The sequence below is a fragment of the Paenibacillus sp. 23TSA30-6 genome (assembly GCF_014858585.1).
Taxonomy (GTDB): domain Bacteria; phylum Bacillota; class Bacilli; order Paenibacillales; family Paenibacillaceae; genus Paenibacillus.
Genome location: NZ_SLTL01000015.1, coordinates 41,599 through 67,635, shown reverse-complemented (window position 1 = coordinate 67,635; position 26,037 = coordinate 41,599). Strand labels below are relative to the sequence as shown.

At 48.4% G+C, this 26,037-nt stretch carries 20 protein-coding genes; 5 read left to right on the top strand and 15 right to left on the bottom strand.

Going from position 1 to position 26,037, the window contains the following annotated elements; translation table 11 throughout:
• Positions 1-45: 45 nt before the first annotated feature.
• From E0698_RS15180 to kduI, 6 genes are all read right to left on the bottom strand, one after another.
• On the bottom strand, positions 46-1,410 hold the full coding sequence (locus E0698_RS15180; protein ID WP_192512099.1) for an MFS transporter: 1,365 nt from the start codon (positions 1,408-1,410) through the stop codon (positions 46-48).
• Between the two features lie 91 nt (positions 1,411-1,501).
• A complete protein-coding gene (locus E0698_RS15175) occupies positions 1,502-2,653 on the bottom strand; it encodes a winged helix-turn-helix domain-containing protein (RefSeq protein WP_192512098.1) in 1,152 nt (383 codons plus the stop codon).
• Positions 2,634-3,872: a CynX/NimT family MFS transporter gene (locus E0698_RS15170; protein ID WP_192512097.1), complete on the bottom strand. Its 1,239-nt coding sequence runs from the start codon at positions 3,870-3,872 to the stop codon at positions 2,634-2,636. The genes E0698_RS15175 and E0698_RS15170 overlap by 20 nt, the downstream gene beginning before the upstream one ends.
• 253 nt (positions 3,873-4,125) lie before the next feature.
• Positions 4,126-4,902, bottom strand: a complete 777-nt coding sequence (gene kduD, locus E0698_RS15165; protein ID WP_192512096.1) for a 2-dehydro-3-deoxy-D-gluconate 5-dehydrogenase KduD — start codon at positions 4,900-4,902, stop codon at positions 4,126-4,128.
• 50 nt (positions 4,903-4,952) lie between these two features.
• Complete coding sequence (locus E0698_RS15160) at positions 4,953-5,597, bottom strand: bifunctional 2-keto-4-hydroxyglutarate aldolase/2-keto-3-deoxy-6-phosphogluconate aldolase (protein WP_192512095.1); 645 nt, start codon at positions 5,595-5,597, stop codon at positions 4,953-4,955.
• A 75-nt stretch (positions 5,598-5,672) separates the two neighbouring features.
• Positions 5,673-6,503, bottom strand: coding sequence for a 5-dehydro-4-deoxy-D-glucuronate isomerase (gene kduI, locus E0698_RS15155; RefSeq protein WP_044644318.1), 831 nt, complete (start codon positions 6,501-6,503; stop codon positions 5,673-5,675).
• A gap of 340 nt (positions 6,504-6,843) precedes the next feature.
• Between kduI and E0698_RS15150 the strand changes: the two genes are divergently transcribed.
• Complete coding sequence (locus E0698_RS15150) at positions 6,844-7,800, top strand: sugar kinase (RefSeq protein WP_192512094.1); 957 nt, start codon at positions 6,844-6,846, stop codon at positions 7,798-7,800.
• A gap of 185 nt (positions 7,801-7,985) precedes the next feature.
• Here the strand turns inward: E0698_RS15150 and E0698_RS15145 are convergent, their stop codons facing one another.
• Positions 7,986-8,999: a LacI family DNA-binding transcriptional regulator gene (locus tag E0698_RS15145; protein ID WP_134912029.1), complete on the bottom strand. Its 1,014-nt coding sequence runs from the start codon at positions 8,997-8,999 to the stop codon at positions 7,986-7,988.
• A gap of 204 nt (positions 9,000-9,203) precedes the next feature.
• Complete coding sequence (locus E0698_RS15140) at positions 9,204-10,613, bottom strand: MATE family efflux transporter (protein ID WP_192512093.1); 1,410 nt, start codon at positions 10,611-10,613, stop codon at positions 9,204-9,206.
• 302 nt (positions 10,614-10,915) lie between these two features.
• Here E0698_RS15140 and E0698_RS15135 point away from each other — a divergent pair, with 302 nt between their 5' ends.
• The 3 genes from E0698_RS15135 to E0698_RS15125 all read left to right on the top strand — a co-directional run bounded on the left by E0698_RS15135 (position 10,916) and on the right by E0698_RS15125 (position 14,451).
• Positions 10,916-11,923 carry an acrylyl-CoA reductase family protein gene (locus E0698_RS15135; RefSeq protein ID WP_192512092.1) on the top strand — a complete coding sequence of 336 codons (1,008 nt, stop codon included), beginning with the start codon at positions 10,916-10,918 and terminating at the stop codon, positions 11,921-11,923.
• A gap of 313 nt (positions 11,924-12,236) precedes the next feature.
• Positions 12,237-12,797 carry an RNA polymerase sigma factor gene (locus E0698_RS15130; protein WP_149094254.1) on the top strand — a complete coding sequence of 187 codons (561 nt, stop codon included), beginning with the start codon at positions 12,237-12,239 and terminating at the stop codon, positions 12,795-12,797.
• Positions 12,757-14,451, top strand: a complete 1,695-nt coding sequence (locus E0698_RS15125; protein ID WP_192512091.1) for a DUF4179 domain-containing protein — start codon at positions 12,757-12,759, stop codon at positions 14,449-14,451. The genes E0698_RS15130 and E0698_RS15125 overlap by 41 nt, the downstream gene beginning before the upstream one ends.
• 109 nt (positions 14,452-14,560) lie before the next feature.
• On the opposite strand, the gene E0698_RS15120 is transcribed toward E0698_RS15125, so the two are convergent.
• From E0698_RS15120 to E0698_RS15110, 3 genes are read right to left on the bottom strand one after another with little or no spacing between them, the layout of a single operon-like run.
• On the bottom strand, positions 14,561-15,385 hold the full coding sequence (locus E0698_RS15120; RefSeq protein WP_192512090.1) for a carbohydrate ABC transporter permease: 825 nt from the start codon (positions 15,383-15,385) through the stop codon (positions 14,561-14,563).
• Positions 15,385-16,251: a carbohydrate ABC transporter permease gene (locus tag E0698_RS15115; protein ID WP_192512089.1), complete on the bottom strand. Its 867-nt coding sequence runs from the start codon at positions 16,249-16,251 to the stop codon at positions 15,385-15,387. Before E0698_RS15115 ends, E0698_RS15120 begins: the two co-directional genes overlap by 1 nt.
• A 16-nt stretch (positions 16,252-16,267) precedes the next feature.
• A complete protein-coding gene (locus E0698_RS15110; protein WP_192512134.1) occupies positions 16,268-17,500 on the bottom strand; it encodes an ABC transporter substrate-binding protein in 1,233 nt (410 codons plus the stop codon).
• Positions 17,501-17,666: 166 nt separating this feature from the next.
• Between E0698_RS15110 and E0698_RS15105 the strand changes: the two genes are divergently transcribed.
• Positions 17,667-18,671 carry a cellulase family glycosylhydrolase gene (locus E0698_RS15105; protein ID WP_134912022.1) on the top strand — a complete coding sequence of 335 codons (1,005 nt, stop codon included), beginning with the start codon at positions 17,667-17,669 and terminating at the stop codon, positions 18,669-18,671.
• Between the two features lie 108 nt (positions 18,672-18,779).
• Here the strand turns inward: E0698_RS15105 and E0698_RS15100 are convergent, their stop codons facing one another.
• Genes E0698_RS15100 through E0698_RS15085 form a run of 4 tightly spaced genes read right to left on the bottom strand, consistent with a single transcriptional unit; the run spans position 18,780 to position 26,025 of the window.
• Positions 18,780-20,162, bottom strand: a complete 1,383-nt coding sequence (locus E0698_RS15100) for a lanthionine synthetase C family protein (RefSeq protein WP_192512088.1) — start codon at positions 20,160-20,162, stop codon at positions 18,780-18,782.
• Positions 20,159-22,042 carry an ABC transporter ATP-binding protein gene (locus E0698_RS15095; RefSeq protein WP_192512087.1) on the bottom strand — a complete coding sequence of 628 codons (1,884 nt, stop codon included), beginning with the start codon at positions 22,040-22,042 and terminating at the stop codon, positions 20,159-20,161. Before E0698_RS15095 ends, E0698_RS15100 begins: the two co-directional genes overlap by 4 nt.
• Positions 22,039-25,230, bottom strand: a complete 3,192-nt coding sequence (locus E0698_RS15090) for a lantibiotic dehydratase (RefSeq protein ID WP_192512086.1) — start codon at positions 25,228-25,230, stop codon at positions 22,039-22,041. Before E0698_RS15090 ends, E0698_RS15095 begins: the two co-directional genes overlap by 4 nt.
• Positions 25,231-25,257: 27 nt before the next feature.
• Positions 25,258-26,025: an ABC transporter permease gene (locus tag E0698_RS15085; protein ID WP_044644305.1), complete on the bottom strand. Its 768-nt coding sequence runs from the start codon at positions 26,023-26,025 to the stop codon at positions 25,258-25,260.
• Positions 26,026-26,037 lie beyond the last annotated feature (12 nt).

The window sequence follows — 26,037 nt, the reverse complement described above, 5'->3', positions numbered from 1 at the left end:
ATCCTCCTATTCTAAAAATGTTCAGTTACGAAATTTGGAAACCAACTACTGTGCAGGGTCGGCATTTTTCACAGCAGAATTGTTGAAATCAGCAAGTGACTCGCGCCAAATGACGGATTGAAGCATGAGTCCGACTAAACCCAAAGCCCCAATCGTCACTCCAATCCAGACAAAGGTAGTGCCTGGTCCGGCCATACGAATCATTACACCCCCGATAAGCGGTGAGACGATCATGATCGCTCCGGTCACGGTACTTTGGATACCGAAGACGCGCCCCACCATATCGGCCGGTGTTCCGGCTTGCAATATGTAATTCTGGGTGATGATGTACAGGCCGTTTCCCACGCCTAGCATGGCCCCAATCATAAGCAGTACGGGTAATCCTGTCCCCGGTTGCGCCCAGCCTAAAGCAGCAATAGCTCCACCAACCAGCACATAACCTCCACCAAGCCCCCAGCCTGCGCTTATGCGATTCAAGCGATTAAGCACAAGCATGCATCCGACGGCACCAGCGCCTATGGCTGAAACCAGCCAGCCGAGCAGCGATTCGTTACCCGGAGCGAGCACTCGCAGCAACGTCGGAAACTGGTAGTCAATCATGAGAATGGCGATCATGCCGAAAAGTCCGAACACAAGCGTATGCAAAAGCATCCGGCTGCGCCACAGAAACGCCCAGCCCTCGCGCCATTGGCTGAAAAAACGGGATGCGCCGACGCGTCCCTTCCGATGCTCGGCTTCATCAGCCTCAGCCTCGCTTGGCGAATCCAGCTTTCCTTGTTTCACAGCAGTAGTCGCATGCTGCTCTACGCTGTCGAGGGCGGGGCCGATTCCTCGTAGCGGCCACAGAACCAGGCCTGAGCACAGGCGCAGCAGCGCATTGAGGATAATGCAGGCTTGGGGCGACAGCACAGCCAAGGTCATGGCGCCCAATAATGGCCCTGCCACTTTGGAAGCCTGATTGACCAGCCCATTCAGCGAGGTCGCCTGAAACAGGTCGCCGCTGGCGACTACAGTGCGGGTCAAGCCCTGCTGTGAGGGCATTTGGAATACGCCAGCCGCCGCGCGCAAACCCAGCAGAGGCAACAGCCACGCCGGGCCCGGAACAGCGAGAATCGCCAGCGTCAGCAAGGCAATAGCTGCATCGCAGACGATCATCAGCCGGGCCTTATGCACCCGGTCGGCTAACGTGCCTGCGATAGAGCCGAGCAGCAGACCCGGCAGCGCCATCACTACCGGAATCAGCGCAATTAGCATGGGATCGGCTTCCCAGCGGTAAGCGACGAGCACCTGAATGGCGATGGCATCAAACCAATCGCCAAAGGAAGCAGCCGTGTGCGCCGCAAACATCCGCCGAAAACGGCCGTTGCGCCAAATGCTAGGCGTGGATTCTGATTCTTTCTTTTCCTTCATTTCTATTCACCCTGCTTTCATTTTCTACATTAGTAGCAATAAAAACATTCTAGCGGGCCTATATCAGAGGAAAATCAGACAGCGAAAAACATCAGATCGCAGAAAGTGTTTGCTCCAACCAACGCCTTAGTGCCAAACGATGCATCGTTAAGCCATTGTCCCGATCAAGTCGTTCATATTGAGTAGCATATTTCTCTTCCAACGCAGGAAAAGCACCATAACGCTTCAAAAAGCCGCGGATTTGACAGACTGCCTTGATTTTAAGCAGCTCCTGTTTAGCCATATCAAGCGTGTTCAGCCCCTCATCCAGTAACCGCTCGGCCTCGTTCACTCCCCCGGTAAGCAGGAGCATGAATCCCTGCATCATCCGATAACGCCCCAACTCCCGCAAATACGGAGCCTCAGATAGCATCTCTTCCAATCGAACGGATAGTACCCTAGCCTCCTCCATACGGTTGGCGGTCAGATGCATGTACATCTCCATCAGCGCAACAGGCATCACAAATTTGTCCAGCTCATCCCGCTCCATCACTGCAAAAGCCAGCGGAAGTCTCTCCAGTGCGCGTTCAGGTTGTCCATTCTCCACATAAGCCTCCAGGATGTTGAGAATACGCAATTCCCGCTCCTGCTCGGCGGATAGTAATCCACTGGAAAGCGCCCGCTCACATAGAGCAAGCTTCTGATCCGTCACCCCTGCTGTACCTATATATAGCAGTAACATCCAGTACAGTCGATCTTTAGGAGCAAAGTCCTCCCGTTCCAAAAACCACAATATATCGGCCTGCACAAACCGGGTATACATCTGATAAAAAGGAGACAGTTCGAACCCCATCTGCTCCTGCTGAGCAGCCAGCGCCACGATGGAATTCCCCTGTCCCAGCAATTGGTATTTCCGTAACAGTCCGTTGACAGCGTCTTGTACCTCCTGATCGCGCAGGGACGGATGATTCTGTCGTTGCACGCCAGTAAGGGTCAAGCTGTAGCCATACCCCCGGACCGTATGAATAAGAAGAGCATTCCATGGCTTGAGCTTTTTGCGCAATCTATAGATATGATCGTCCACCGTGCGCTCCACCGGATATTCCAGCGGCCACACACGATCCAGCAGTTGTTCCCGGGTAAACACCTGATTGCGGTTATCGTACAAAAATCGCAATAGCGCATACTCCTTAGCCAGCAGTATGACACGATCCGTGCCACAGATTACACTATAGCCGTCTGCATCAAATTGCAGCCTGATCATCCACTTCGCCTCCGACATATCGTTTCTTCGCCGCTCCCAGCCCTGTAAACAGAAGCAATACACTCAGGCACAACAGCAGCAGCAGCGGAATGGTCCAGCCCTGTGTAGCATCATGCAAATAGCCGAACAGCGTCGGCCCTGTCGCCGCCAGCAAGTAGCCAAAGGACTGGGCCATACCGGACAACTCTGCTGCCTGCTGCGGTGTCCGCGTCCGCAAATTAAAGAACATCATCACCAACGGGAAAGCAAAACCACCCGCTATACCGATACAAATGACCCAAATCACACTCCACTGCGTAGCCCCCAGCAGAAATCCACCCAGACCGATAAAATACAGCGCAGCCATAATCAGAACCAATACCCGCTGATCTTTCACCCGTGCAGCCAAAATAGGCACAATAAAAGTAAACGGCATTTGCGAAAATTGCATAACGGACAGCATCCATCCCGCAGTCTCCGAATCCATACCCTGTCCAACCATCATCTCGGGAAACCATGCGGCAGGGACGTAGAACAGGGCAGATTGCAACCCCATAAACAGCGTCACCTTCCAGGCCAAAGACGATGTATACACATTCACGGTTCGGGCGGACACCGCCGCCTTATTGACTGTTTTGCGCGTCTTGAGAAGCTGGGGAACCCACAGTAGAATACCTACTACACCCACAATACTCCATATCCCCAAAGAACCGCGCCAGCCCAGACCTCCGTTCAGAGCCAGCGGTATACTCAGACCGGATGCTGTTGCAGCGACTACATTCATGGATACTGAATATACACCGGTCATCAGTCCACTGTTGCGAGGAAACTCCTCTTTGATCAAACTGGGCAGCAAAACATTACACACGGCAATAGCCAGTCCCAGCATGGCTGTCCCAGCAAATAATGCGGTCACCCCCAGCGTTGAGCGCACCACAATACCTGCGGTCAACAGCAGCAAGGCTGCAAAAATAATAAGAGGCGACCCGAAGCGGCGCGACAGTTTGGCTACAAAAGGCGACAACAGAGCAAAAGCCAGCAGCGGCAATGTCGTTAATAGACCACTCAGTGTATTCGAAATATGCAAAGAATCCTTAATCAAACCGATAAGAGGTCCTACCGAGGTAATCGAGGCGCGCAGATTGGCACCTACCAGAATGATCCCTGCGGCAAGCACCCAAGGACCGGCATGCCACAAGGATTTGTATACCAAAGCTCGTTGGTGTTGCTGTGAACTCATCTCTCCATTCTCCAATCTATCTGTGTTATGCTCAAAGGCTCCAACCGAGTGTACGGCTGGAGCCTGAGCAATTTCTATCTCATTAAATTATAATGGCATTTATGCCATATGCATAGGACGGATAAGCGTAGCACTCCAAATCTTCAATTCAGCGTATAACCACAGCTACAGCCAAACAAACAAAAGCTGCCCAAAAGGATGCTTTCCTTTTGAGGCAGCTTTCGGTCCATGACTTAGATGCATTCAGTGCTGCTTAACGTACCAGCCAGCCGCCATCCACTGCCAAAATATGACCGTTCATATAATCGGAGCCCTGACTTGCGAGGAAAACAACTACTCCCATCAAATCGGACGGATCACCCCAGCGTCCCGCAGGAATACGCGACAAGATTTCCTGATTGCGGCTCTCATCCGCACGGATTGGAGCTGTGTTCGCCGTAGCAATATAACCAGGGGCAATCGCATTAATCTGAACGTTATGAACCGCCAGCTCGTTGGCAAACGCCTTGGTCAAGCCAGCGACTGCGTGCTTACTTGCTGTATACGGCGGAACGAACTTTCCACCCTGAAAAGCAAGCATGGAAGCAACATTGATAATTTTCCCACTTTTTTGCTCAACCATCACCTTTGCCACTTCCTGACTCAGGTGATAGACGGCATTCAAGTTGATTTCCATTACAGCGTCCCAATCCTCATCTTTGTACTCCAGCAAAGGAGCGCGACGAATCGTACCTGCGTTATTTACGAGAATATCGATTTTACCGAATGCCTTGACGCCTTCTTCTACAATCTTTGTAATAGATTCTCTTTGCGTCAGATCCGCCTCATGAAAGACAACCTTCACACCTGTAGGTTCAAGCAAACGTCTTGTTTCTTCATAATCATCATTGTTGGCTACAATGAACAGATCCGCGCCCGCTTTAGCCAAAGCTACTGAATATCCCTGACCCAAGCCGCTGTTGCCACCCGTTACAATCGCTGTTTTGCCTTTCAGGCTGAAAAAATCCAATGAAAAAGTATCCAGACCCATACTTACGCCTCCATCATATTTTAGTTTAAAATATATACCTCTACTGAATCCTACAGCGCTGCACGAACTTCCTTATATTTAGCCACATAACGCGCAGCGTTCTCTGTGATCAGATCGTAGCGGCCATCCTTGGCCGGAGCCGTCAGGTTGCCCCCGATACCCACCGCGACACTTCCGTTGCGCAGCCATGTTTCCATATTATCCAGATCCACGCCGCCCGTTGGCATAATCTGCACATGAGGCATTGGCCCTTTGACCGCCTTAACAAAATCCGCACCCATTGCACTGCCGGGGAACAGCTTCACAATATCACTGCCCAGCTTCATCGCTTCCTTGATCTCATTCAGCGTCATGCAACCTGGCATATAGGGAATCGCGTACAAATTACACAGTTTCGCCGTTTCTTCTTCAAAAGAAGGGCTCACCACGAACTCCGCTCCAGCCAAAATAGCAATTCTGGCTGTCAGCGCTTCTAGTACGGTTCCTGCACCAATCACTGCCCGGTCCTTAAATTCATCTCTCAATCTGCGAATCACCTGATCCGCATCCGGCGTGGTAAACGTAAGCTCAATATTGTCCAAACCGCCTTCAATACAGGCTTTGGACATTTGGTATGCTTCCTCCGCTGTGTTTCCCCGAATGACCGCGACAACCCCAACCGAAGTGATATGCTCCAAAACTTTCTTTTTCGTCATTTTCCTGATCCTTTCCACGATGGGATGGCTATGTTCCAGTAGCCGCTTGCAAGTACCCCGCTCCAATATGCCGGATTAACGCAACTCACTCATGGCTACCTGATCCATGTCTTTGTACGTTTTATTTTCACCGGCCATGCCCCAAATGAAGGTGTAGCTGCCAGTAGCCGCACCACAGTGAATAGACCAAGGTGGCGAAATAACCGCTTCATCATTCTTCATCACCAGATGGCGCGTCTCGTTCGGCTCACCCATCATGTGGAACATTCTGGCGTTCTCATCCAGCTCAAAGTAGAAATACACTTCCATACGACGATCATGGACATGTGTCGGCATGGAGTTCCATACGCTTCCGTTTTCCAGTGTCGTCATCCCCATAACCAGCTGACAGCTCTGAATGCCTTCATCATGGATAAAACGGCGCAAGGTGCGGTTATTGGCTGTTTCCTGCGCGCCCAGACTTTCAGACGGCACATCGGCAAAAGACTGCTTCGTTGTCGGATACGTGGTATGAGCCAGCGCCGACACAATGTAAAATTTTGCAGGTTTCGAGCTGGAATCGCTTTCAAAGATCAACTCCTTGCCCCCTCTGCCTACGTAGAGACAGTCTTTCGTGTTCAACTCGTAGGTTTCACCGTCTACCTTTACAGTACCGCTGCCGCCAACATTAAAAATACCCAGTTCCCGGCGCTCCAAAAAGGTTTCCGCCTTGATTTGATCGCTGCCTTCCAGCGCAACGGATTTATTCACGGGATGAATGCCCCCGATAATGACACGATCTTCATGCGTATAAACCAGCTTAACTTCCTCAGGCACAAACAGTTCCTGTATCAAATAGTGCTGACGCAGTTCTTCAGTCGTAAAATGTTTGGCATGTTCGGGATGAGTTGAATAACGCATTTCCATAAAAACATTCCTCCTGTTTAGGTAAACTTTTTTATCAACGGAATCGTTATAAAAGCGATTTCTAACTCTACTTCTTAGCTAGAATTGTAATTATTATCTAAGAGGGTGTCAACCCAAATCTTCACTATTCCTTGAAAAATCCTTAATATTCACGAACTTTTACACTCTTTTTACCTTTTGATAAACAAAATCATATTTTTTTATCTACATTATCCAAAAAGTTTTTAACAAATATATCAACTTCCTCATTGTGAAAAACCGATTTATGTGATAATTTCAATTTATTCAGTTGGTGCATACGCTTACAGATTTAGTTTACTAAACAAAGGAGGAATTTAGAATGACCGCAACATTGGATGCTGTTACCTTCGGAGAACCGATGGCCATGTTTTATGCCAATGAGGCAGGCTCTCTGGATGAGGTGCGTTCGTTCACCAAAGCGCTGGCCGGGGCAGAGACGAATGTTTCGTCCGGTTTGGCGCGGTTGGGACTGCGGGCGGGACTCGTGACCAAACTAGGCGAGGATGCATTCGGCAGGTTCATTGCCGGGGCGCTGCGTCAAGAGGGGATCGACACCCAGAACGTCATGTTTACCAAAAACCACTCCACCGGGATGCTGATTAAATCCAAAGTCACAAGCGGAGACCCGGAGGTCGAATATTTTCGCAGACACTCTGCCGCTTCCACATTAAGCATCGCCGATTTTAACGAGGCATACTTTGCCGGGGCACGCCATCTGCACTTTACAGGTATTTCTGTCGCCCTTTCCCCTGAGTGTCGTGACTTCGCCCGACATGCGCGGCAGTTTATGAAAAAGGCAGGGAAAACCGTATCCTTTGATCCGAACCTCAGACCCAAGTTATGGCCTGATACGCAAACGATGGTGGAGGCAATTAACGAGGCATCTGAGGGTTGCGACTGGCTTCTGCCGGGCATTCATGAAGGTAAAATATTGACAGGCTACACCTCACCAGAGGATATCGCTTCCTTCTACCTTGACCGTGGTACTTCGCTAGTCATCATCAAGCTGGGAACGGAAGGCGCGTATTATAAATCCGCCGATGCAGAAGGATATGTCAAACGTTTCCGCGTGGAGCATGTCGTCGATACCGTCGGGGCGGGTGACGGCTTTGCCGCAGGCGTCATCAGCGCGCTGCTGGAGGGCTTGTCCCTGGCCGAAGCGGTCAAACGCGGCAACGCCCTCGGCGCACTGGCTGTCATGTCAGCCGGGGACATGGACGGCTATCCTACGCGATCCGAGCTGGAGTCTTTTTTACTCAGCGCCAGCACGAATTAGGCAGGGTTTATTCCCCTGCCTTTTTCTTCACGGCCGGATTCGCAAGCTCCGCAAGGATGAATCAGGAATCTTCGAAGATAACTCAAATAGCCCGTAGTCACTTATGCGCGGCCAAGCAGTACGTACAGGCTTGGGACGCAGAAAGGAATACGGGCTACTTTTATAACGTGATGCCTGATGATGCTCTACAACGTTTTGACGGATTCGCCCCGATTTAAATCAGGTACAAAGCGGTAAATGATCGGAACCGATTCGCCGCCCTCCTCGATGCTGGACAGCAACGTTTTTGCCGCCTGCTTCCCCATATCCGCAATCGGCTGCGTAATGGTCGTAATCGGCGGATTGTAAATATGGGCAAACTCCGCATCGTCAATTCCGATAATGGACAGCTCGGCCGGAATGCGTATACGGCGGGCATTCACATATTTCAGCACCTCTGCCAGCACGATATCGTTCCCGGCCAGCAGCGCAGTCGGCGACTCCGGCAACTGAAACAGCTCCTCCAGCGTCTGCTGGATATCCTCCTTCGGCACGCTGCGCATGTACTCTTCACGGAAAGGGAGGCCACGCTCCTCCAGCGCCTTTTTGTACCCGCTCAACCGCTCTACCCTCGGAGTAATCCGGTTCAGTCCAAGCGGCAGGGTAATCAGCGCGATCCGTTCATGCTTATGGGCCACCAGCTCCTGAATCGCCAGCTTGACCGCCATTTCGTTATCCAGCAGCAGACTGCGCGTGTTCACACCATCTACCAGACGATCCAAAAACACCAGCGGATACTTTTCACGGATGAGCTGGTTATAAATATCCGCATGCTTGCCTGTCGGGAAAATAATCAAGCCGTCCACCTGACGGGCCTTAAGCATTTCAATATACTGACTCTCCTTGTCCGGGTTCTCGTCGGCGTTACAGATGATGACCTGAATGCCAAAACGCTGCAATTCCTCCTCAATAGCCCGAATGGACTGGATCGACAGCGTGTAATCAATGTTGGCTACAATGACACCCACCATAAACGTCCGGTTCTGCTTCAAGCTGCGAGCCAGTCCGTTAGGTTGATAATTTAGTTCTTGAATGACCTCGGAAATCCGGTCTCTGGTCTGGTCACTCATGTATTTATATCGTTTGTTCAGAAACTGCGAGACTGTGCTTTTAGACACTCCCGCCTTCTGGGCAACATCTTCAATCGTCGGTTTCTTCATGGATACGCTCCTTGTCCTTCATGTACTGCATGCACTGCATGCACTGCATTAGTGCAACAAAAGTATATCTTTTTTTTAGTAAATTTACCATACTTCTATTTATGAATACCATGATTAACTACTATTTTCCCTCCGCACAGCAAAAAGAGGCAGATCAAGATGCTCTCTTGAACTACCTCTACATAATCATAAATGATCCTCGAATCAGTGTACCGGAATCGGGGTTGCAGGCTGATCTGGTGCATCGTGCTCAATCAGCGCATGTTTTTCCCACAAACGGCTTTTCCAGCGGACATACATAATGACTGCACGTGTCCATTCATCAGCAGCAATCGCCAGCCACACACCTGCCAGCCCCATATCCAGCTTGAACACGAGCAGATAACCGAGTGGCAAGCTCATGCAGACCATGGAGATCAATCCCATGAAGACCGGGAACTTGGCATCTCCTGCGGCACGCAAGGAGTTAATAATGACGATATTCGTCGTCCGGCCGGTTTCCAACAGGATGCTAAGTAAAATGACTTGTGCTCCCAAACGGATAATTTCAGGGTTTTCGGTGAACAGACCAAGCAAAGGCACACGGAAAAAGATAACCACCACATCAATAACAACGGTCACGAGGAGCGCCCATTTTACACTACTCATTACACGTTTGTAGGCTGTATCCTTCTGTCTCGCTCCGACCAGTCTTCCGACCACGATGGCCGTACCCATGCCGACCGCCATACTGAACAAGTAGATATAGCTCGAAATGTTATTGGCATATTGACGGGTTGCCATCGCTTCTGCGCCCAGATAGGTCACGTACAGTGTGAAAATGAGCTGACACGATTGATACATGATGGACTCCAGCGCGGAGGGTACACCAATCCGCAAAATTTTAGCGATAAACTTTTTGGACAATTGAACATAATATTTCCACTCGACACGCACCTCGGTTACGCGGTACATCAGCCAGAAGAAAATCAGGAGACACACAAAACGGCTTCCCACCGTAGAAATAGCTGCCCCCTCTACGCCGAGCGCAGGCATTCCCCAATGTCCGAAAATCAAAACATAGTTACCGATGACGTGAATCACGTTCATCAGCACAGACACATACATCGTTTCCTTGGTAAAACCATGTGTACGAATCGTCGCCGCCAGCGCGTTAATCAATGCCTGAAGGAAAATGGCACCCCCGACGATGCTCATATACGATTCCGCATAAACCAGAATATCTCCCTGGACATTCAGCCATTGCAGCATATGAGTACCAAACACGAGAAAAATCACGCTAAGCAAAAGACCCACCATTAGATTCAACGTAATGGCCGTACCCGTAACCTGGGCCGCTTCGACAAGCTTTTTAGAACCGATATATTGAGCTACGACGATAGCAGCGCCGTTGCCGATAACCTCCAGTACAAGGATAGCAATTGAAATAATTTGGTTGGACGCACCTACACCCGACACGGCATTATCAGATACAGAACTGATCATGAACGTATCGACGCTGCCCATCAGCATAAACAGGAACAATTCGAGGAAAATGGGCCATGTCAAATGGAACAAATTCAGTTCCTTGGCTTCGGACAATACCGAACCATTTTTTAGTGCTCTGGTTGTCATTCATTCACCTTTCTTCATAGATTTATTTAACGATCAAAAGGTATGTTAGCACAGTCTTTCTGAAAATACATCCCGTTTGTGTAAAATGATTTGCAAAACACGTAAGAATTCATTTATCACTTTCTTTCAATTGATTATCGAACTTTATTGAAACGCAGAAGGGTATAATAGAATATGGACCTGTGAGCATTGCCGCTGACAGGCTACGCGGATGGTTGTATACTGTTTACGCATGATTTGTGAAGTATACTAAAATGTTCCGCCATCAAAGGCTTATATTGCAATAAAGGAGGCTTTTATAAATGACTCAATCATTTCAAGCCCTTGTCGTCGATCAGACGCAGGACGGTGAAGTTCAAGCAGAGGTACGCTCTCTGGAAACTGGCAGTTTACCTGCTGGAGAAGTTTTGATTCGTGTCGCTTATTCCAGCATCAATTATAAAGACGGGCTTGCCGCCCGCAAGGATGGGAATATTGTCAAAGCCTATCCGTTTGTGCCAGGTATAGATTGCTCGGGAACCGTCGTCTCTTCAGAGGATAACCGTTTCAGCGAAGGACAAGCTGTTCTCGTTACCGGTTACGGGTTCGGCGTGTCTCAATTCGGGGGATTCAGCGAATATGCGCGCGTGCCTGCGGACTGGGTGGTTCCTCTTCCGGACGGACTCACACCAAGAGAGGCCATGATTTACGGGACAGCCGGCTTTACCGCGGCCCTGTCGTTACATCGGCTGGAGCAAAACGGCGTTACGCCGGATCAAGGTAAGGTGCTCGTCACCGGAGCAACGGGTGGCGTAGGCGGAGCCGCGATTGCCCTGCTGGGCAAGAGGGGCTACCATGTTGTAGCCAGCAGCGGCAAAGCCGAGGCGCACGACTACCTCAAGGCGCTCGGAGCGGCTGAGGTGATCTCTCGCGATGAGGTCTACGACGGCGCGGAGAACATCCGGCCGCTCGGCAAGCAGCTCTGGCAAGCGGCCATTGATCCCGTAGGCGGGAAGCCGCTCGCTTCGCTGCTCAGCCAAGTCGCCTACAACGGCTCCGTTGCCGTGAGCGGTCTGACGGCAGGCACCAAGCTGCCTACCACGGTGCTGCCGTTTATTTTGCGCGGCGTAAGCCTGCTGGGCATAGACTCCGTCTTCTGCCCTTATGAAACCCGCGTAGCGATTTGGAAGCGGCTTGGCAGCGACTGGAAGCCGGAACGGCTGGAGCAGCTTGTCGAGCGCGAAATCAGACTGGCTGACCTGCCAAACGCGCTGGAGGACATCCTGGCGGCCCGCTCGCAGGGCAGAACGCTCGTGCGGGTGGCTGACTAAGCGGAAGTATATCCGCACGTTGCCCGTCAGTGTACTTCCGCGTAAAGGACTGTTCATTCCTTCGTGTCTAACTTCGGAAAATGTAAGAAGCCTGTAAATCTGCAGTTTTTGAGATTTACAGGCTTCTTTTGCGTTTTACCATTTCATCATTAATGGATGAGCAAGCAACCTGAAAATAATGGTACAGAAAAACATGGTACATTTGAAGAAAAGCGAAATACACCGACGCAGACGTTTAATTTTCACAACAAATGAACCTTTTTGGAGCAGCAGTTGTTATATAGGTAACCTGCACAGGAAAGGAGGGCACATATTGGAGAGCAATCGAGATTTGTTTGATCTGTATCAACGGGATGTATACCGGACCTGCTACTATATGGTACATAATGCATCGGATGCAGAAGATTTAACTCAGGAAGTGTTTATCACTTTGTTTCGCAGCAATCGCGAACATATCGAACACCTAAAAGCCTGGATTATGAAAATTACAGTAAACCATTGTCTAAATTACCTTAAACGCCGAAACAGCTTGCATATGAAGGTGTCGGCTAATCCCTATTTATTCACCGGGACCGAAAGCAAGCCCGTAGACAGGCTGGTGGAGGAGCGCGAATCCGCAGAGGAATGGGCTGTTTATATGAATCGTCTTCCGGCCAAAATCCGCGCTGTGCTAACACTCCGATATATGCATGATTTCACGCTGGCGGAAATATCCGAGTTGCTGACAATCCCGCTGGGAACCGTCAAATCAAGGACACACAAAGGGCTTCGGCTAATGGAGCGAATACTGAGGGATACAGGCGCACAGATTCCCGAGCTGGAAGGAGAGAACTATGAAAAAAGTAGAACAGGTATTGAAGCGCAAATTAAATGATGATTCGGGAGTTGCCTATCCTGACTTCGAGAAGATGTGGGATCGGATGGAACAGGCAGGGCAGACTGCCTCCACTTTAACAAATGCTTACGAATCAGTCGAATCAGTTACTCCACGCCGAAACAGAAATTGGCGCAAAATAGCTATCGCTGCTTCTCTGAGCGCACTTCTCATTGCTGTTCCTGTCTATGCCGCCATCCATTATAATTGGGACAATTTGCTACACGGAAGAAGCGGCATTCAGACGGCACTAAATCAAGACCTTGGGCAGCCACTAGAGCAGTCCATCACCAGAGATGGAGTGAAACTGACGCTGCATACGGCTATTGTGGATGAGAACCGGACCGTGATCCTGTACAGCTTGAATGTGGCAAAAAGTACAGACAATGAGTTTTGGAGTGTCCAAGGCATTTCGCTTAAAAATGCTACGGGGAAAAGCGGTGAAGGGGAGTATAACTTTCAGCAATGGGACCCGAAAAACCAACGGTACAATGGGTACTTTGAAAGTGACTGGACACCGCAGCAGGAGACAGAGAACATACGGCTGACCGTAAATCGTATACAGCTCGTAAGCGGACAAGAACTGGATTTGCCAATCGATATCCAATCGTCAGAGCCGCAAACTTTCACACTGGATCGTGACGGTTTGCAGGATATGAAGGTGCAAGTATTTGAACAAGGAAAGGATAAGCTGATACTTTCCTCGGCGATTGCATTTGATTCCTCCATGCCAAAGAAATGGGAGTATCCGCAAATTACCGCCTACAAAGGCGGGGAACCTGTGATGTGGCAGCCCGGAGGTTCTTCCGGCACACCAGGAGAGAACGGGGAATATACGTCACAACAGTATTTTAAGCGAGAGGATATACCGCAAAAACAAACCACCTACAAATTGCACTATTCAAAGTTGGAGAAAAGCATAGACGGCCCCATTGTATTTGATCTCCACCTTAGCAAAAAACAAATGGAGAGCGGAACCATTAAAACCGTCCTGAATGTTCCTTTGGAGAAAGGAAATCCGAATTTCACAATGGAACAGATGGTTGTCACACCTACGCAAATCCGTCTCACGATCAGAGGCAAGAAGAAATTCGCCGATATACCTTATCAAAAATACTTCCTTTCCGTAAACAGTAAAACGTTGGAGGGTAACAAATGGTCATCACCCAGTAGCACTCCTGATCTGACCACCATCCGTTTTGAACGACCCTCCGATCTTGTGATTACCAAGGATACACCGATTACGTTTACAGGGAAATATAAGGTTACGATCCATTCGGATGACAAAACGCCACAGCGTCTAACTGATATTTCTGAACAAAAACAGACGCTAACTACACAAATCGGCGGCTATCCTGTGAAGTGGACCTACTACAAGCAAGGGGCGGACTTGTTCGTAGAAACTGAAAGCGAGGACGCTCGTTTTGGCGGGATCAACCAGACCCATATTGGCTTGGGTAAAGAACGGATTTTGGGTAAACCGATCTCGGCTAATTTTACAGGGGACGGCAATAACAAAGCGGTGGATGTCTATAAGAATTTCAAGGGAAGCGAGGCTTCTATCTATATGTTCTTCTATACAACAGATGCCCCCGAAGCAGAGATAACTGTACCTTTACAGCCTTTGACGACCCAAAGCAAAGCATCTAAATAGTAATGCTATAAAAAGGATGTCCCATATACCTGTGTGAGCTGCGGTATATGGGACATCTTTATGTTTCCCCAGTGAGCTTCAGTGTTTCTTGGAGTTATTCTATTTCCGCTTACTTCACGGAGCCTTGCGTAACGCCGTTGATGATCCATTTTTGTGCAATCAGATAGACGATAATCATCGGCAGCAAGGCCATCAGGTACGAGGCAAAGGCCAGATTAAAGTCTGTATTGAACTGTCCCTGGAACACATACTGAACGAGCGGCAGCGTGTACTGCTCCGGGTCGCTGATAATAATAAGCGGCAGCAGAAAGTCGTTATAGGTGGACAGGCAGGTGAGAATCCCCACGGTAGCACTGATCGGTGCCATCAACGGAAAAATAATTCGCCAGAACGTGCCCCATGTCGTCGCTCCGTCTACCGTAGCCGCCTCTTCCAGCGCCACCGGAATGGAGCGGATATAGCCGACATAGACGAACACGTTAAACGCCAGCCCGTACACCGTATGCAGCATAATCAGGCCAAACAGATTGGTCATATGAAGTCCCGAGGCCAGTTTAACAATCGGCAGCATGATGATCGGGAACGGAATGAACATGGCGCTTACAAAATAAAAATATAATCCTTTAAAAAAGCGCCGCTGCATATTACGCGCAATCGCATAAGCGACCATGGAATTGGTCAGCAGCGTCAACACCACCGTCGATGTCGTGACCATCACACTATTCTGAAAAGCACTGAAAAAGTTGGTCATTTTCACCGCACGGCTAAAATTCTCCCAATGCAGCTCGGTCGGAAAGGCAAAGGTAGAATGCGCCATCTGCTCGGGATTTTTAAGCGCAATCGTCACCGTCATATAGAGGGGAAACAGGATAAATATCGTCCCCAACGCCACCAAAAGCAGTACAGGCCAGTTGGTACGTCTGTTCGTTCTCATCAGTTATCCAACTCCCTTCTCTGGAGGAATCGCAGCTGCAAGATGGAAATCATCGCAATCACAATAAAATAAATGACAGAGTTAGCCGACTGATAAGCAAATTCCCCGCCTCTAAAGCCCCCTGTATAGATCAAGTGTGATATCGACTGTGTCGCCCGTCCCGGTCCACCGTTCGTCAAAGCCACGATTTGGTCGAACACCATGAGGGAGTTTTTCATCGCCAATACCATGTTGATCGTAAAAAACGGGGCAATCAGCGGAAACGTAATACTCCAGAATTCACGCCATTTGCCTGCACCGTCCAGATTGGATGCCTCATACAGACTTGTTGGAATGGTTTGCAGCCCGGCCAGATACAGAATCGTATTGAAGGCAATCCCCTGCCATACGGCTACAATCACAACCCCCACCCAAGCCAACTGTTCGCTGCCCAAAATGTTCGTCGACAATGAGGTAATACCTAAATTTTGCCCCCAAATCGTAAACACGTTCGAAAACAGGTAATTGAATATGTACCCGACAATCAGCACGCTCAAAATATTAGGCAGAAAATAAATGCCCCGAAAAAAGTTACGGAACCGTATTTTAGCATTCAGCCCCAGCGCAATTAGTAAACTGAGGACATTAATCGCAATCGTAACCACAATGGCAAACTTGAAGGTAAACCAGTATGCGTTCCCCACATTATCGTCCTGAAACAGATTGACATAGTTTTTGAACCCAACAAAGTGATATTGATGACCAAAGCCGTTCCAGTTCGTGAGCGAATAATAAAAGCCCTGCAAAGCAGGCAATGTCAAAAATATAAAAAACAACAGGACAGCCGGCACGGTCATCCAATAGAAAGCCGTTAGTCGCTTATTCATGCCTTATCCTCCTCCCCTATCGGCGGTTAGCTACCTTATTCCATTCACTGTCCAGCTTCGCCAAATAAGCGTCGATGTCTCCGTTTTGCAGGAAGGCCTGCACAATGGAATTTAACTGTACGGCTTTCGGAATATAATGATCGGCAAAATCAATCACACGCCCGGCTTTAAAATACGGCAGCAGCTCCGCTACACTCGGATCATCCTGCGTGACTCCCTTCACTGCTGAAAACAACGTTTGCTCCGTGATGTACTGCTTGCTGTTCTCCGGCTTGAGCAGGAAGGCAATGAACTCCTCGGCCTCTTTTTTATGCGGAGTGCTCTCCGAAACAGCTAACAGTGTATCTATACCGGACACCAGCTTGACCGCCTTTTCATCGTTCCCTGTCGGTAACGGGAAGAATCCAAGCTCCACCTTCGGGTTCGCCTTGCGGATTTCAGATATCGCCCATGAGCCCTGGATGTACATAAACCCCTGTCCATTAGCAAAGGTACGGTTCCCGTCCGCATAGTTTTTGCCAAAATTATCGCCATGTCCATATTTCAGCAGCTCCAGCTGCTTTTCCGCAACCTCGCGGTACTTGTCCTGAAAGGTGACCTGATTTGCACGTCGTTGCAGGAAAAAATCAATGCCCACCAGATTCGGGCCAAGTGCATTGAAGGGAAGATTCGTCTGCCAATCATCTTTATATGTAAAATAGAATGGGATTTTGCCTGCGGCCTTGATCTTTTGTGCCGTTGCGATCAGTTCGTCCCACGTTTTGGGCACCTGTAATCCCATTTCCTTAAAAAGTGTTTTGTTGTACATCACACCATTTGCATTGGCGGCATAAGGGATTCCGTACACCGGATCGGCCCCGGTCACATCCTTGAGCATTTTGAGGTAGATCGGGTCCACGGTATGCGGCAGATCCGTATTCGCCAAATCCGTAAAAATACCGCTCTGCGCCAAAATGGAATAAGTATCGGTGGCCCCAAGCCCCACAATGTCAGGTACATCATTTTTGACAACCCGGGTCAGCAACACCGTCTCTGCCTCCGGCGGATTGACCTGTGTCACTTCAATGCCGGGGTGCTCCTGATTGAATCGGGAGATCAGCTTATCGAAGGAACCTTTGGCCTCCGGCTTGTTCTGGAAAAATTCAATCTTCACCTTGCCTGACGCGTCATCTTTATTGCATGCGCTTACAATAATCGCCATTAGAAGTATCGAAGCTAGTAATGACAGCCTCTTGGCCCATTTCCACATACTCATACCTCCTTTTCCCCTATGTCAATCTATTGCGTGACTAGACAATTAATACCCGAAGTCTATGTAAAAGAAACGATATGTCATTCCAACATCACAATAGGTGTAATATGTATTCATTTTCAACATAGGATTAACTTGACTATAGAGGAGGAGGCGTTTGTTTGTGAGAGATTGGCGGTTATATGGCAAAAAGGTACTGGTATTCGCTGTAGTGTTTCTGCTTTTTTCCGGCATTGGTTTGTTGAATGGAGGTACATCGTTTGCAGCCTCAGGGTTTTATGTAAGCGGAACCAGTCTGAAGGATGCGAACGGGAATACCTTTGTCATGCGTGGAGTGAATAACCCTCATATCTGGTTCGATACACAGGCGTATCAGGCATTGGATACCATTGCGGCCACGAAGTCCAACACCGTTCGCATTGTGTGGCAAACGAATGGATCAGCACAAAGGCTGGAGGAAATCATCAACCGAGCCAAACAGCTCAAGCTCATTTCCGTCGTTGAACTGCACGATGTTACGGGTAGCAATGACGCCAACCGTTTGAACGATATGGCCCGTTATTTCGCTGATCCAGCGGTGAAAAAGGTACTTGCCGATAACCAAAAGTATGTCCTCGTGAATATCGCGAATGAGTGGGGTGACCACAACCTCACCGATGCCGCGTGGCGAGACGCTTACAAAACGGCGATCACCACCCTGCGCAACGCAGGCTTGCCGAATACGATTGTGATCGACGGCTCCGGCTGGGGACAATATGCCTCCCCCATTAAGGCCCATGGCGTTGAGCTGCTACAGCATGATCCAAATCATAATTTGCTGTTCTCCGTCCATATGTACGCTAATTACAATGATTCCAGCAAGATCGGCTCTGAGCTGCAAGCCATTAAGGATAAAGGGCTGGCTGTAATCGTGGGCGAGTTTGGTTACAACTATAACAACGGCAACAACAATCTGGGTACCACCGTGAATCCCTATGAGGTCATGAAGCAATCCCAAGCCAAAGGCATCGGCTATCTGGCCTGGTCCTGGACGGGCAACAACAGCGAGAACGCATGGCTTGACCTTGTGAACAGCAGCGACTGGAAAACGCCGACGGCATGGGGCAATACCGTATTGAACGATGCCAACGGCATCAAGAACACTTCAAAGACAGCTTCGGTGTACTAAGGTCTGACTGAGGCTCACGAGGTATTGGTATTCAAAAAGGAAGATCCAGCGACCCGCTAATGGTCGATTGGATCTTCCTTTTTATCGATTAAAGCTTATATCTCCGTTTTAGCGAATTAAAAAAGCAGCGTCCCACTCCGGATTTTCTCCCCCAATCAATGAAGCCAACACCAAAGCAACACCCGCACTGCCATTCAGAAAACCAGCCTCATCCACTTCTGCAAGCCTTCCATCCAGTAGGCTATGATCATAGAAGCCAAACAACGAATTAGTATCAAACATATCTAATACATCTTCCAGTAGTCTGTCCCGCATCATACCTAACTGCTCATGGGCAGTATCTGAGTACATCCGTTGAACCAGATGCAACCATCCCCCAATACCATGACACAATGTAGCAGAAGATAATCCACCTTTGCGGTAAAACCGTTTTTCCATATCCAAATATGCACTGAGTCCCGTTTCAATCCATTCTTCATTTTGAACTGCTTGTCCTGCCAGCCAGATCGAACGTGCAATGCCTGGTACACCGTAGCACCAGGAATCACGATGATTTTGAGCGCTGTCCGGCAAAGGTTGGTCATCCAGCCACTCCTCAAAAGAAACCCGACCAGGCCAAATTATGCCTTCTTTATCCTGAACGCGCCAATGATGTATAAACTTGGCCAGTTTATGTATATCGTTCACTAAAAGAAGGGAGTCCGCTCCGTGTAGAGCAGACAAGCTCAGGAAAGCTAACGGGCCTGCAACGCCATGTGAAAGTCCTAAATTGAAATTCCCCTGAGGATATTGTAGCTTTTCATCCTCCTGAAACTGATGTTCTGAGGAAATGTGCCAGCCAGGTACAGAATGCCCATTCCTAATTCGGTCGCTGCACATCACTTGAAACAACTCAATCGCCTGGTTCCATACCGTACGCATATTGGGGCGGTCAGAAAATAACATGGCGATGCGTCCTATCCCCGTAAAACCTGATATGGCGTCATACTGACTCATTTGTAGCTGTCCTTTTTCCCATTGCTCTTGGCATAAAGCCACACTATGCAGCGCGGATTCTTCGAACCAGGAGGCGAGAGTGTCCAGCATCCCTTGATAGCGCGTACCCTTTCTCGATAAGGAGCGAATGGCCAGCAAAATACCTGCTAACCCACTATACAGCGACAGATCATGGATACCTTGCTGTTCCATGACCAAACGAATCCGCTCCAGATATTGATGTCCTACCCTATCCCAGCCATCCTCGGGATAGAGTCGATCCAACTGACCCATCAGCAAACATATGCCCGTAAACCCGCTTCCCAAGCTTTCATCTGACCAACGCTCAATCTTCATTCCGTCAGATTCGATCGGAGGTACTTTTTTCATCCATAAACGAACCTGCTCCGGGTCTCTATAACGCTCGGCAATCTCCAGCAAGACCGCAGATATCCTATCTTTCATTTCCCCCTCGACGGGTATCCAACTGTCGCATGTATATGAAATCGTCGTCATCCTGAAACTCTCCCTCCGGCTTCGATTAAGGAATCCTCTTCACTGAACGAACTGGCCTGAATCCTATACATCTCTGCATACAACCCATCCAGAAAGATCAATTCCCTATGGGTCCCCTGCTCCACAATTAAACCATTATCCATCACCACAATTTTCTGAGCCAGACGTGCTGAGGAAATGCGATGAGTAATAAAAATTCCGATGCTGTCTTTCATTAAATCCAGAAACAAGACGAGCAAGTCCCTCTCTGCCACCGGGTCCAAAAAAGAACTAGGTTCATCCAAAATATACACATCTGCTTTCCGTAAAAAGGCCCTTGCGATAGCCACCCGCTGCCACTGGCCTCCCGAGAGCTGGTAGCCATCCTCGAACCATTTTCCAAGCTGTGTGTCCAAGCCCTGTGGCAATTGAGTTATAATGCGGTCTATAGCTGCGTATTCGGCAGCATGCATTAGCTCCTCATCCTGTCCCATATGCTCCAGCGAACCAAAGCCGATATTGTGACGAGCAGACATTTCATAATGCATAAAATCCTGAAATACCACGCCTATTTTCTCCTGAATCTGTTCCAGATCGTAATCTTGAACAGGACGCCCATTCAATTTGAGCACACCGCTGTAATCCGAATAGAGCTGCATCAGCACCTTCATGAGCGTTGATTTCCCTGAACCATTTTTCCCTACAATGGCTATGGTCTGGCCTTTATCCATTGTTAAATGAATATCCCGAATGGAAGGCTCGGTTTGACCGGGATAGGTAAAAGAAACGCCTTCTATTGAAATTTGCTCAATACCAAAGCCGGTACTGCATTCCGGGCGGATCGGAAGCGCCTGTTCCTGTTGACGACGAACCGGATCCGATGTGGGTAACTGTAAAAATAGAAATAACTGCTCCATATACAGATTATTTTGCGAAAATTGGACAATCCCCTGAATCAAGGCCTGCATCTGGCTTTGGGTCAGCATAATAGCTTGAATGTAGCCGTATAAACTGCCTATTAATAATTTTTGCTCAAAGGTTTCCCGAATCGCCAGCCATACGACCCATAGCAAAACCGTCAGCTCCAGTAGGCTATACAGAAACGTAATCCTAACCCTTTTGCCCAATATTCGTCTGTCCTCTACAAAAAATCGTTGTAATAAAGCCCCGTATCTTTTCAGCAAATAAGGTCCCAGATTAAACATTTTCACTTCCTTGACCGCACGATCATTGGTCAGCAAATAGGTCATATACCAGGACTCCCGATATAACGGGGTACGATTCATGTAAATTTCAAACTGTTCTTTATTTAATTTGAAAATGGAATACACAGATACCAAAGAGATTATAAAAAGAATGACGACAACCCACCATTTCCATAGGAAAAGCAGCGTTGCAGAAGACAGCATGGTAACCAAGCTCGATATAATGCCTGCCATTTGTGTGTATAACTGATACGGACGATAAGAAGCCTCTTGAGAAGCCCGCTTTAGCTGATCGTTGATCTCCGAATTTTCATAATCCGCCAGTCCCAAGGAACCTGACTTTTCTCCGATCATAATATTCAGGGACTTGGACAGTACAGCTTCAAGCGTGCCCTCTACATAACTTTGACTCATCGTCACCACACTTTTTAATACATGAATGGCTATAAACAGACCAAATTGAAGCATAATCAAGGAGATGCCCTGCGGGCTGGAAGAAACAATGCTATTGAGCAGATTTTGCATAATAATCAATGTAAGAACAGGCATCAAGCCTTGGACGATGTGCAAAAAAATACTGGAAACCATATACGGCTTATTCATGCCAAATACCAGTCTAAAAAGCTTTAAACCTTGTCGTATGGACCTCCAGATGGACTCAACCTCAAGCTTTGTACTTTCCTGCACGCTGCTCATTGGCAATTCCACCGATACTGAATCAAGCTGTGCATCGCATGTCTGGCCATAATCATCACCTTACGTTCCCGATCCCTGTCTATCCCTAGTAATCGGTTTAGATGCATATGGATCACACTATATACGATATCATCTCTTGTATTGGTGGCTCCCCCCTTCGCTTCCTGTTCATGGATCACACGGTTATACCGCGCTACCGCTTCTTTTCTCATGTTAAAAATACTCTCTATGGAGTCACGGCTGGATTGAATCGAATTTAGATTTTCCTGATCCGATGCCATCCATTGTAAAAAGAACTTTCTTTCCTTGCGGAAATCATCCAAATACTCTTTGACGTCAAAATGCTGATTCAGGAGGTTGAAGGTATCTTCCTCGCTGTACCCAAACTGAGACAGGAGGTTAATGACGCTTAGGATTGCGATCACATCCTGCTGCAAGGAGGTCTGGTTGAACCGGATCAGATGTACAAGCCTAGCCGCTACCTCACTGTCGCAGGAAAACATTCGCTCCGCGCACGCCATAGGCTCCTTCCCGCCGTAACGCTCTATTTCAGGTTCATAGGTATCAATGACCACTCTGGATATCAATCCTTCATGCAAAAGCGTCTCTGTCCATTGATGGAACAGGGAAAGGAACGCATTGCCCTCCCGATTCTCCGACTGTTCGAACCGAACGCGAATATGCTTATCTGGATCAGCATAGCGGATAAAGTAGCCCTGAAGGATCACACTACTATCTTGTTGCTGGCGCACAAATTCCTCCCAGTACCCACCAATAAACTCATCCTGCCGACTGTTCATACCATATAGCTTCGCGTAGAACCAGCGGCTACCCGGCAAATAAGCAAAGACCGCTTCTGTGGGGTGGTGATTGGCTTCCTCCTGATCTATATATAGAGAAGCAGCCACTTCTTCTCCAAAACGATGCGCATCAACAACCTGGTTGCGACGCACGAGCGGAAACACAAATTCGGCCGCTACACGGCTACCGCTGCGAGAAACGGGCATATCTTCGACTGCACCTATATGCTCAATCAGAGTGACTTTGCCTTTGGATTGAAGCTCCTTGCAAATCTGCTCCATATGCAGCGGGTGTTCCATATCCAGCAGAATGCGATTATCTAATTCAATCATGTACACATAACGCGGCAGACTCCATTTTTTTTGGAACTGACGCACCCACTTCTCAAAAAGCCCCGCGTCCTTGGATGCATTCAGTGTTGAATCACATATCATTCTCCATGTCGCCGGGTGAAGAATAATATGCTCATATCTTAGCCGCGGAGTAAAAGGAGCGTGCGCGACGAACCCCCACTCCATAGGCGACCAATGTCGGTAACCGTCGTCGCTGACCTCCAAGAGAAAGCGGTATATGTTAGGGGTCAATTCCGCATTGAGCATATGTCCGGCTCTGGCAATGATCTCACAATTGCGGCTCATCGACTTCAAATAGAAATGGTCGTTCCGTACTCCTACGGCTAGGTCCGAAACATGAATTTGCCGTTCCTCTGACATGATGTGATTGGTTCCTATTGCAATTTCATAAGGCCGGGTGTGCTGCGTTAACACCACATTCGCCGTTCTTCCCGAGCTAGGCAAGTAGGATATCTCAGCCAGCAGCTTTTCAGGCTGTAATCTTTGCTCTTCTAGCTGAATTTGAGAGAATAGGTCCGCAAAAGGCTGCCCAAACAGGTCCAAAAATCTCCCGAATGTCTTCCCCGCCCCATCAGACCCCTGGTTAGGTCCTAACAGCAAGGTATATTCGCCGCGATCCACAGCCAGTTGGTCCGAGGCAGAAAGCTGAAAGATCAATTCCATAGAAGGTGCTGCGAGCCATTCCCCCTGCTCCTGCCCCTTTACAATTTCGTCTATCATGGCATCTGTCAGCACGACTTCATTCTTTCCTTCATGAATGCAGGACACGAACCATTGAAATAAAAGCTTTTCATAATGCGTTCTCGACTTGGATGGAGACATATTCTCTAGTCGCACTCGGCGGCTCAGGGGATGCTTGTAGCCTGCGGGAGCCCCCAAGCCCGTATCCTCATCCAGCAGCTCCAGCAAGGGAACCTCTCGGTACGGCCCGTACTTCTCCAGAAATTCCACACAAAATTCGTCCAAGGGTCTGTTTTCACGCGTCGAAAGCTTGGTCAACAAGTCAGCAACACGCTCAACATCTTTACGAATGGCGTGCGGAAGGGACATCCCTCGATCCTCCATAGACAGGTCGATTTGCAAACTGGATTTCACACTGAACATATCGTCCATGTAGCGTCTTAATTCAGCCAGAAATTCTTCTCCCTGACCGATAGGTAAACCATTATATTCATGAATAGCATCTGCAATGTAAATAAGCTTTTGTTTGAATTCATCCATACCCGTTACGTGTTTCAAGGTGGATAGTATATGATTTAGCGGGTCAGGAGTCGTCGTAGGAGGAATAAGCTCAGAAATCAGAAATTCTTGCTCAAATAGCTGCCACACATAACGGTCAATCGTTTCAGGACTAGCACCCACAAATTCCTTTTGGACATGATCGACCAGTTCCAGATAAGGAATGGGGACCGAGCTTACGTCCATCACACAATCAAACACTTGGGTCGTACGAACGGACACACTCTGATCTTCACCGTCAACCATACTTCCATGCCTTGTCGTATAGGGAATTTTAGCACGGTTGCCCTGACGGTAAATTAAGGTGTTACGCTGAATCCTTAACTGACGTACCACCTCTTGACGGCCTTCGATCAGCTCCATCACTTTCAGCAGCCACTCCATGTCGGGTCTTGCACGCTTTTGATAAGTATCCGTCCCTCGTAAACAAAGCTGTGATTGTTCCGTGAATTGCCCGTATGTGACCCCCGATAACAAGCCGAACGGTGTGGGTCGTGTCATCATTCTGATGATATAGCGCATGAAGGCTTTGATGACCTGTCCCTGTTTGCGCGGATTGTCCGGGTTGCTAATATGTAATAAAGATTCAAGCAACGTAGGGCTGGAAGCTGCCAGTGCTTCACGTATGAATGGGTTGCTGGACCATTCGGATAGATGATGCAATGTGACCTCTCTGACATTCTCATCTTCTCCGACACAGGTTGGAAAGCATTTTGCAAACTCTTCTATAGGCAGCACCGGGGTACGGAGCATAAAGAAATCTAAGGTTTTATAAAGGTTTTCTTTCGTCTTCATGTGAAACCTCCGTTCTAAACCAAGCTTCTAGATAACCTTTTTTTGCCAACGAGTGAAGCTAACGATGGAGCACAGTAGTACAGTCATACCTAAACACATCCAGAATTTGAAGGAACCATCCACTCTTAACGCAAGCAGAATTTGCTGAAAAGGGTCCATTAATACCACAAGCGGCTTGAAAATGGGGTAGAGAAACATGGATAAAGCCAAAATGGCAATAAAGGCAAACAAAGGTCTGGAGATGAACAAGCACACGACACTACTCAGCATGAGCTTTGCCAGACAAACAAGCGTGAGCAACAGATAAAACGCAAGGGTGTATGAGACAGCTTCCGTTGAGGTGGAGGGTAATGTCGAACCGTATTTAAAAAAGGTAGCGGCGTTCGGGAACAACATCCACCCGGCAAACACACCTATAAGCAGGGTCGTTCCTGTAAAAAATATCGTCGTAACTGATAATGCGAGCAGCTTACCCAACCAGAATTGAAAACGCCGGTACGGCCGCAATACGTATAAGCGATACGCACCAGAATGAATATCCCCGCTTAACTGATCCACATACAAAATGGGTAACATCGCCGTGATCAGAAATAAGGAAACTTCACTCATCATGAGCCACGGCAAATTCAAATTGTTAACAGCAACAATCCCTTCCCCGAACCGGAACCTCATTGTATCTGTTATTTTCAGGCTCCAAATGTTTGCAATAACGATAAGTACAAAAGCTATATATAATAAAATTGTGGATTTTCGATTCCATATCCGTTCCATTTCACTTCGCCAAATTCCCAGCATACAAAGATCCTC